This window comes from Streptomyces incanus (assembly GCF_042656345.1).
Lineage (GTDB): Bacteria > Actinomycetota > Actinomycetes > Streptomycetales > Streptomycetaceae > Streptomyces > Streptomyces incanus.
Genome location: NZ_JBHSPC010000096.1, coordinates 38,363 through 45,600 on the forward strand (window position 1 = coordinate 38,363; position 7,238 = coordinate 45,600).

The 7,238-nt window shown below is 68.6% G+C and carries 7 protein-coding genes and 1 pseudogene; 7 read left to right on the top strand and 1 reads right to left on the bottom strand.

Annotated elements, in window-relative coordinates; genetic code table 11:
• Positions 1-68: 68 nt before the first annotated feature.
• The 3 genes and pseudogenes from ACFP2V_RS28425 (at position 69) to ACFP2V_RS28435 (ending at position 3,992) form a co-directional block, all read left to right on the top strand.
• Positions 69-2,780: an NACHT domain-containing protein gene (locus ACFP2V_RS28425; RefSeq protein WP_381218163.1), complete on the top strand. Its 2,712-nt coding sequence runs from the start codon at positions 69-71 to the stop codon at positions 2,778-2,780.
• Between the two features lie 144 nt (positions 2,781-2,924).
• A pseudogene (locus tag ACFP2V_RS28430) lies at positions 2,925-3,341 on the top strand (recombinase family protein).
• Positions 3,342-3,539: 198 nt separating this feature from the next.
• Complete coding sequence (locus ACFP2V_RS28435) at positions 3,540-3,992, top strand: hypothetical protein (protein ID WP_381218164.1); 453 nt, start codon at positions 3,540-3,542, stop codon at positions 3,990-3,992.
• Positions 3,993-4,121: 129 nt separating this feature from the next.
• Here ACFP2V_RS28435 and ACFP2V_RS28440 read toward each other — a convergent pair whose 3' ends face one another.
• Complete coding sequence (locus ACFP2V_RS28440) at positions 4,122-5,546, bottom strand: hypothetical protein (protein WP_381218165.1); 1,425 nt, start codon at positions 5,544-5,546, stop codon at positions 4,122-4,124.
• A 331-nt stretch (positions 5,547-5,877) separates the two neighbouring features.
• On the opposite strand from ACFP2V_RS28440, the gene ACFP2V_RS28445 reads away from it, so the two are divergent.
• The 4 genes from ACFP2V_RS28445 (at position 5,878) to ACFP2V_RS28460 (ending at position 7,129) form a co-directional block, all read left to right on the top strand.
• A complete protein-coding gene (locus ACFP2V_RS28445; RefSeq protein ID WP_381218166.1) occupies positions 5,878-6,186 on the top strand; it encodes a transposase in 309 nt (102 codons plus the stop codon).
• Positions 6,183-6,461: a transposase gene (locus ACFP2V_RS28450; RefSeq protein WP_381218167.1), complete on the top strand. Its 279-nt coding sequence runs from the start codon at positions 6,183-6,185 to the stop codon at positions 6,459-6,461. Before ACFP2V_RS28445 ends, ACFP2V_RS28450 begins: the two co-directional genes overlap by 4 nt.
• A gap of 210 nt (positions 6,462-6,671) precedes the next feature.
• Positions 6,672-6,815, top strand: coding sequence for a hypothetical protein (locus ACFP2V_RS28455; RefSeq protein ID WP_381218168.1), 144 nt, complete (start codon positions 6,672-6,674; stop codon positions 6,813-6,815).
• Between the two features lie 92 nt (positions 6,816-6,907).
• Positions 6,908-7,129, top strand: a complete 222-nt coding sequence (locus ACFP2V_RS28460) for an IS3 family transposase (RefSeq protein WP_381218169.1) — start codon at positions 6,908-6,910, stop codon at positions 7,127-7,129.
• The last annotated feature ends 109 nt before the right edge of the window (positions 7,130-7,238 follow it).

Sequence of the window (7,238 nt, forward strand, 5' to 3'; positions counted from 1 at the left end):
GGTCATACACGTATCCGGTCCCTCTCCGAGCGGATCCGCCGGATCCGGGGCGAGGGGAAGGGAGCGCGGTGAGCAAGAAGACGAACCTCAACGCGGGACGGCAGGCGCTGCGCGCGGCACTGCGGGAACTGGAGCAGACGGCGCTTCGGGGCAGAACCCGCACAGAGGCGATCGACACGGCAAACCGCCGACTGGAACAGGCCGGGCTGGCGAAGCTCGGGCCCACCACGGTGGGCGGCTGGTTCGAAACGGGCAGCCCGGCCAAGGACTTCCGCTCCCTGTGGGCCCTGGTCCGGGTGCTGCTGGAGTGGTCCGGGCAGCCGCCGGCGGACACCCTTGAAGGTCCCTCCCATGGCCGGGCAACAGCACGCTGGATGGCCACCGAGACACTGTGGAAGACCCACTGGGAACAGGCCAAAGACACCCAACCCCGCACCCCCACACCCGTCAACGCCCCGTTGCTGACCGCTTACCTGACGGCGGCGCGCAACGCCGCCAGACAGCATCCCTATCCGGGCGTCCCGGGCGCCCCCAATCTGCCCGCGCTCGCCGATGTCTACGTGCACCAACAGACTCATGCCCCGGCAGCGGACGACCAGGACAGCCCGAACCCGGGCAACGCGCATGCACGTGGAAACCAGACCGTCCCCGTGATGCCCGCCACCGAGGTCTTCCAGGAAAACGCTGCGACGTGCGTGCTGCTGGGCGGACCCGGCGGCGGCAAATCCACGCTGCTCCGCGCTCACGTGGCCGACTCCGCCGACGACTGGCTGAGCGGCACCACCGGGAAGACGATCCCGGTCCTGGTGAGCGCATCTGCCCTGACCGGCACGGACCCCCTACCCACGGCCCTCGCCAGAACCGTAACCGGCGACCTGCGCCAAGCCGGGCTGCTCGACGAACCGGGCGCGGACTTCTTCCGCCACCCGCCACGCGCCGGGGTGTCCTGGCTGGTGCTGGTCGACGGCCTCGACGAGATCCCCGACACCGATACCCGCAGCGCTGTTCTGACGATGCTCGCCAACACGGCCGCGGCCGGGACAGGACCGTATCGGTTCGTCGTAGCGACCCGCCCCCTGCCCGAAGGAGAACTCGGCGCACTGGGCCGGCCCGTGCCGCGCTACGAACTACAGCCCTTCTCCCCCGACGACCTGCTCATTTACGCCACACGCTGGTTCCGCCCCCTGGACGACCCCGGCCGCCACGCCAAGGCATTCATGGGCGGGCTTGTGCGCACCCGCTTGGAGGTCCTGGCCCGCACCCCGCTGATGGCCTCCCTGCTGTGCCAGCTCTACGCGGCTGATCCCACCCGTCCCCTGCCCGACGGACGTACCGGGGCTTACCGGTCATTCGTCGAACTGATCTACGAGCAGAATGCCCACAAGAACATCAAGAACACCCACGACGAGGCCATCCGCCAGCTGAAGGACCGCCACCAGCTCCCCAGGGACGACCAGGCCGCCGAACAGGCCGCCCGACAAGTACGCGATCACCTGCCGGAGCTGATCGACCACCTCGCCCACGAAAGGATCAACGGCAGCACCGCGCCCGCCGTCGAAATACTGGCCTCACACCTGCAGGCCAGCCGCCCGCAGAAGGTGACACAGCACCTCTGGTACTCATTCCTGGGCGATCTCCTGCGGCCCACCGGCATCCTGGCCCAGCGCGCGAACGACTTCGACTTCCTCCACCAGACCCTCCTCGAATACCACGCCGCCCGCCACGCCACCCGCGACGAGCAGGCCCGCACCCAAATCCTGCACGACCTGATCGCGTCCCGTCATCCTGCCGATGGCCGACTGGCACCGCCCACCCTGGACGCCTCCTATCTCGGCTTCCTCCTCGACGGACTCCTCACCCCCCAAGACCGCATCGCCACCCAGACCACCCACTACGTAAAAGAACTCACCGCACACGGAAGAGGGGAAGCCTGCCGATTCCTCATCACACAGGTGACCCTGAGGACCAACCTCCCTCTCCGCTCCACCGCCGCCCAACTGGCCCGCTTCGCCGACGACACCACCCTCGACGGCGGCGTCCGCGTGGGGGCGGCCGGGGTTCTGGCCGGGGTGGACCGGGAGGCCGGTGCGGCCCTGCTCGCCCGCCTCGCCGACGACACCACCCTCGTCGGCTACGTCCGCGTGGGGGCGGCCGGGGTTCTGGCCGGGGTGGACCGGGAGGCCGGTGCGGCCCTGCTCGCCCGCTTCGCCGACGACACCACCCTCGACGGCGGCGTCCGCGTGGGGGCGGCCGGGGCTCTGGCCGGGGTGGACCGGGAGGCCGGTGCGGCCCTGCTCGCCCGCCTCGCCGACGACACCACCCTCGACGGCTACGACCGCGTGGGGGCGGCCGGGGCTCTGGCCGGGGTGGACCGGGAGGCCGGTGCGGCCCTGCTCGCCCGCCTCGCCGACGACACCACCCTCGACGGCAGCGTCCGCGTGGGGGCGGCCGAGGAGCTGGCCGGGGTGGACCGGGAGGCCGGTGCGGCCCTGCTCGCCCGCCTCGCCGACGACACCACCCTCGAGGGCTACGACCGCGTGGGGGCGGCCGAGGAGCTGGCCGGGGTGGACCGGGAGGCCGGTGCGGCCCTGCTCGCCCGCCTCGCCGACGACACCACCCTCGACGGCTACGACCGCGTGGGGGCGGCCAGGGCTCTGGCCGGGGTGGACCGGGAGGCCGGTGCGGCCCTGCTCGCCCGCCTCGCCGACGACACCACCCTCGACGGCGGCGTCCGCGTGAGGGCGGCCGGGGCTCTGGCCCGGGTGGACTCGAAGCGTTAGGACGTAGAAGTGTTCGGTAGAGGATCCCTCAGCGAACAGACGCGATCTTGCTCGGCAGGAAACCGCGACCTGCAAGATCGCCGTCTCATTTAAGGTGTCCGGTGATCCGTACGGTCAGCGGGGGCTATCCGTACACTCGGGGCCGTGAATGAGTCCATCGGCTACGCCAGGTGTTCGCTCGACGAACAAGACCTCACCGCCCAGCGTGGCATCCTGCTCGGCCTCGGCGTCGCAGAGGACCGCATCTACCTCGACCACGGACTTACCGGAACCAACCGCGACCGCCCCGGGCTCGACTAGGCGCTGGCCGCCGTACGGGCCGGCGACACCCTCGTCGTCCCCAAGCTCGACCGCCTCGCCCGCTCCGTGCCCGACGCCCGCGACATCGGTGACTCCCTCACCGCCCGCGGCGTCAAGCTCTCGCTGGGCGGCACTCTCTACGACCCAGCCGACCCGATGGGCAAGATGTTCTTCAACATCCTAGCCACCTTCGCCGAGCTGTTCAGCGTCAGCCGCGCGACGGTGTACCGAGTCCTCGAACGCGCCCGCGACAACGCTTGAGATCAGCATAGAGCGCGCTCACCAGGCAGAACATCGCCATTTGGGGCTGGTGACACGCTCGTTAATGGCACCCGTTCTTGGGCGCGGCTCTCGGACGGCGGAGCTGATCATCCTCCGGACCTTTGTGGTTTCGTGGACGAGTTCATACCGTCAGAGACGTACGGATTCGTCTACGAAGTCGAAACCGAGGGCTCTGTCATGGACCACCCAACCATGCGCGCGGCGGTCGTGGCCGCACTCGCCGACGTCGAATCACTCCACACCAAGCTGAACAGCCTGCTCGCCGACATCGACGGAACCGACGTCGTCGTCGACCTCGGACGCCAAGGGCTGTGGACGAAGGCGCAGGTCTCGCTGCTGTGGAGCAGGGTGAACCACCTTCCCGGCGTCCGCGCGCTCTTCGAGGTCACCGCCGAACGGCCCGACGAAAAGATCACCTTCACGGAGGTGATCCAGCGCTCCGGACTCCAGGAACGCCAGCAAAGCAACGAACACGCGGCCCTCAGCCGTATCTCCTCCCATCTGTTCAAGGAGAAGCGCTGGCCCATCGACAACAGCCAGGGCGGTTCCGACAGCACGACAGGCAAAGCCGAGATGCTCTACTGGATGGACAGCCGCGTCGCCGAATGGTGGCGCGACATCACCCAGTAGAGCCCGAACAGAGGAGATCAGTGGCGCCGGCACACTGGACCGCCCGCTATGCCTCGGCGGATATGGGGAGCGCTCAGTGGATGCACGGTCACGGTAGGGCCACTCACCGTGCAACCGGAGATGCGGGTGTCAACGTTCACGCCGCAGCGAAACCCGCACACTCGAATCGTCATCACGATCAAGGAACAGGCCCGACCCGTTCACGCTGGTGAGGTACGGAACGCGCACGCCTGCACCGAGAACCTTCGGCTCACCTGTGCTGGTCGTCAGGTCCAGCTCGGCAATGACCGCTTCCGATCCGCTGGCCGCCGACTTCCCCAGGACCGCCCCGTAGGCCGTGCCGTCGTCGCGGATCGCGGCGAGCGCGATCGTCTTGCGGTCGCCGTCACCCTCCAGGCAGGTGCCCTTGCCTCGCTTCAGATCGAAGACAACAGGCCCGGCTGCCAGGTAGCGGTCGTCCGGCGAAGTAATCACGGGGTAGTCGCGAGCTTCATTGGAGTCCGCGACGTCATGCGCACAGATCATGCTGGCCCGGAGCTTGCCCGTTCGCACATCGTGCACCGACCACAGCGGGTCGTTCGGAGCGCCGAACTTGCCGCCCGTCGACCAGCCGACGAGAAGGTTGCCGTCGGCGACGCCGTACGCATCGCCATTCCAGGAACCGACAATGCCCGTCTTCGCTTCGAGGCCGTGCGGGCGCACATCGTCGCTGAACCAATGGCCCGGGATGCCGAAACCGCCGGTACCCATGCTTACCAGCGGGCCATCCGGCGTGGCTGCCATCACGCGGGTGCTGGAACACGCCACCGTCGTTGCACACTGGGAAAGGAGCCCGTCCGGCTTCTCGTACGAGTCGACCTTTCCGGTCGCCACGTCCACCACCGCAGCCGAGCGGGGAAAGGCCTCATTCCCACCCCAGACGACGAGGACCCGCCCACCAGTCGATCCCACACGCACCTCACCGGGGTCCGTCGAGACGGGGACATCGATCTCCCGCAGCGGCTTGACCGAGGTGCCCGAGGCGTCGGCGGCGTACACGGCGAGCCGCACCACCTCCGCCCCCTCGTGGAGAGAGTCTCTGCCCCGCATTCCGTGCGCGTACGCAAGCACGTACTCACGCCCGTCCTGCTCGACCGCCGTCACATCCGGGATTTCTCCCAACTCACCGGACCCCGCGTCCCCCTCCGCACCCTCGACCGGCGTGGGCGGGTTCCAGGGTTCGGAGAGCCAGCGGGCCTCGCCGGTGTCGGCGGCCTTCGCCTCGACGGTGTAGCCGTTCGAGGCGACGCGCAGCATGGCGATCACACCGGAGCGCGGTGCGGCGGTCACGGGAATCGTCCGCACCACGCCTGGAACCCAGTTCAAGGTTGCGTCCCAGCCTTTGGCAGGGTCGTAGGCCGACGGTACGTTCAGCTCAGCGAGCGGCTTCGCCTTTTGGCTCGGCTGAGCGAACCCGTTCTTGTCTTGGTCGCGGCTGTCACCGTTGCCGCCGCTACAGCCCGCCACCAGGACTGCCGCCAACAGGACCCCGCCTACCGACGTGGCCACACGCATGTCGCTCTCCCTCTTCGCCCCCATGGCAACCCTCACGGCCGCCCGTGATCAAGCGTTTGGCGACGCTACCAGGGCCGACTACACAATTATCGCGGGCGATCACTCTCTGCTCGCTACCAGCAGCACGTTCACCTGGTCTCCTGGCTGACTCCGCGGAGGCGGCGTCGGTGCGCCCGATCGAGAGGCACATACAGATTGGCTGATAGGGGCCGCTGCATGGCGGGGAGCCGACCTTGACCAGGTTCCACGAGAGCTGGTCCGCTGAGGTTCCCCCGGGATGCGGAGGATGCTGGCAGAGGGCCAGATGGTTCTCATGAGAGGAACGTCGATCATGGCTGCCCCCAGGAAGTACTCGCTGGAGTTGCGCGAGCGTGCGGTGCGGATGTACCGGACCTCCGCCCCGAAGCCCCAGATCAAGCATCTGGCCATCGAGCTCGGGGTACATCCCGAGGCCCTGCGTGGCTGGATCCGGCAGGCCGAGGCCGATGCCGGCAAGCGGGACGACCGGCTGACCACCGATGAACGCGCCGAGCTCGCCGCACTGCGCAAGGAGAACGCCCAGCTCAAGCGCGCGAACGAAGTCCTGCGCACCGCCTCGGCTTTTTTCGCGGCGCAACTCGACCCGACCCGACCCAGGTGACGGCGCTCCTCGAGGAGCATCCGCACCTGGGAGTCGAGTGCGTCCTGCGGGAACTGCACATCGCCTCCTTCACCTACTACCGCCGGCGCCGCGCCGAGCGCGAGCCGTGCGCGCGCACGTGTCAGGACGCCGTGCCGACCGGGCGGATCCGGCAGATCCACACCGACTCCGGCGGAATCTATGGCTCGCCCCGCGTCCATGCCGTCCTCAAGCGCGAAGGCGTGGCGGTCGGCCGCTGGGGTGCCCCCGCTTGCGGGGGAGGGTGGAGCGATTGATGCGTGAGACCGAGCTCGCGGGCGTCAGTCCGCGCCGCAAGGGCTTCACCCGCCGGGACCCGAAGGCCATGCCCACCCCGGACCTGGTCCGGCGCGACTTCACCGCGCCCGCGCCGAACCGGCTGTGGGTCACCGACCTGACCATGGTGCCCACCGGCGAGGGCCCGCTGTGGCTGTCCGCGATCCGCGACGCGTTCTCCCGCCGGGTCGGTGGCCTGGGAGACCTCCGCCCGCGCGGATGCCGACCTGGTCCTGACCACCCTGGAGTACGCCCTCGCCTCCCGCGAGCCCGACCCCGGCACACCGATCCATCACGCGGACCACTGGTTGAACCTGGTCAGTACACGTCTGTGAAGCTCACAACTCGCTTGGTGCGAGCGGGAGTGCAGGCGTCCATGGGTTCCGTCGGGGACTCATACGATAACGCCCTGGCGGAAAACCTGTGGATGCTGATCAAGACCGAGGGGCTGGGTGGGCGCACCTTCGCAACGAGGGCCGAGGCGAACCTCGCGCTCTTCGAGTACATCGACGGCTTCTATAACAGTCGCCGCATCCAGGAGAAGCTCGGCTGGCTCAGTCCCATCGAGTTCGAGGAGAAGTGCTACGCCGACCAGGTAACGGCCGAACGAGCGAACCTGAAACCCCGCAAACCCGCCCTGACCAGCTAGTCAGCACCTCTCGCACAGTGAGGGAAGCTCACAGGCCTACGTAAGGAGGCGTCGCGTATTTACGGGTTGCTTCCGGGGCTTGGGTTCGTTGATGTGGTATGGGTCGTTT

Coding starts and splice junctions, on each gene's coding strand:
- ACFP2V_RS28435 (WP_381218164.1), top strand. CDS start 3,540: ATGGACCACCCAACCATGCGCGCGGCGGTCGTGGCCGCACTCGCCGAC.
- ACFP2V_RS28440 (WP_381218165.1), bottom strand. CDS start 5,546: ATGCGTGTGGCCACGTCGGTAGGCGGGGTCCTGTTGGCGGCAGTCCTG.
- ACFP2V_RS28445 (WP_381218166.1), top strand. CDS start 5,878: ATGGCTGCCCCCAGGAAGTACTCGCTGGAGTTGCGCGAGCGTGCGGTG.
- ACFP2V_RS28460 (WP_381218169.1), top strand. CDS start 6,908: ATGCTGATCAAGACCGAGGGGCTGGGTGGGCGCACCTTCGCAACGAGG.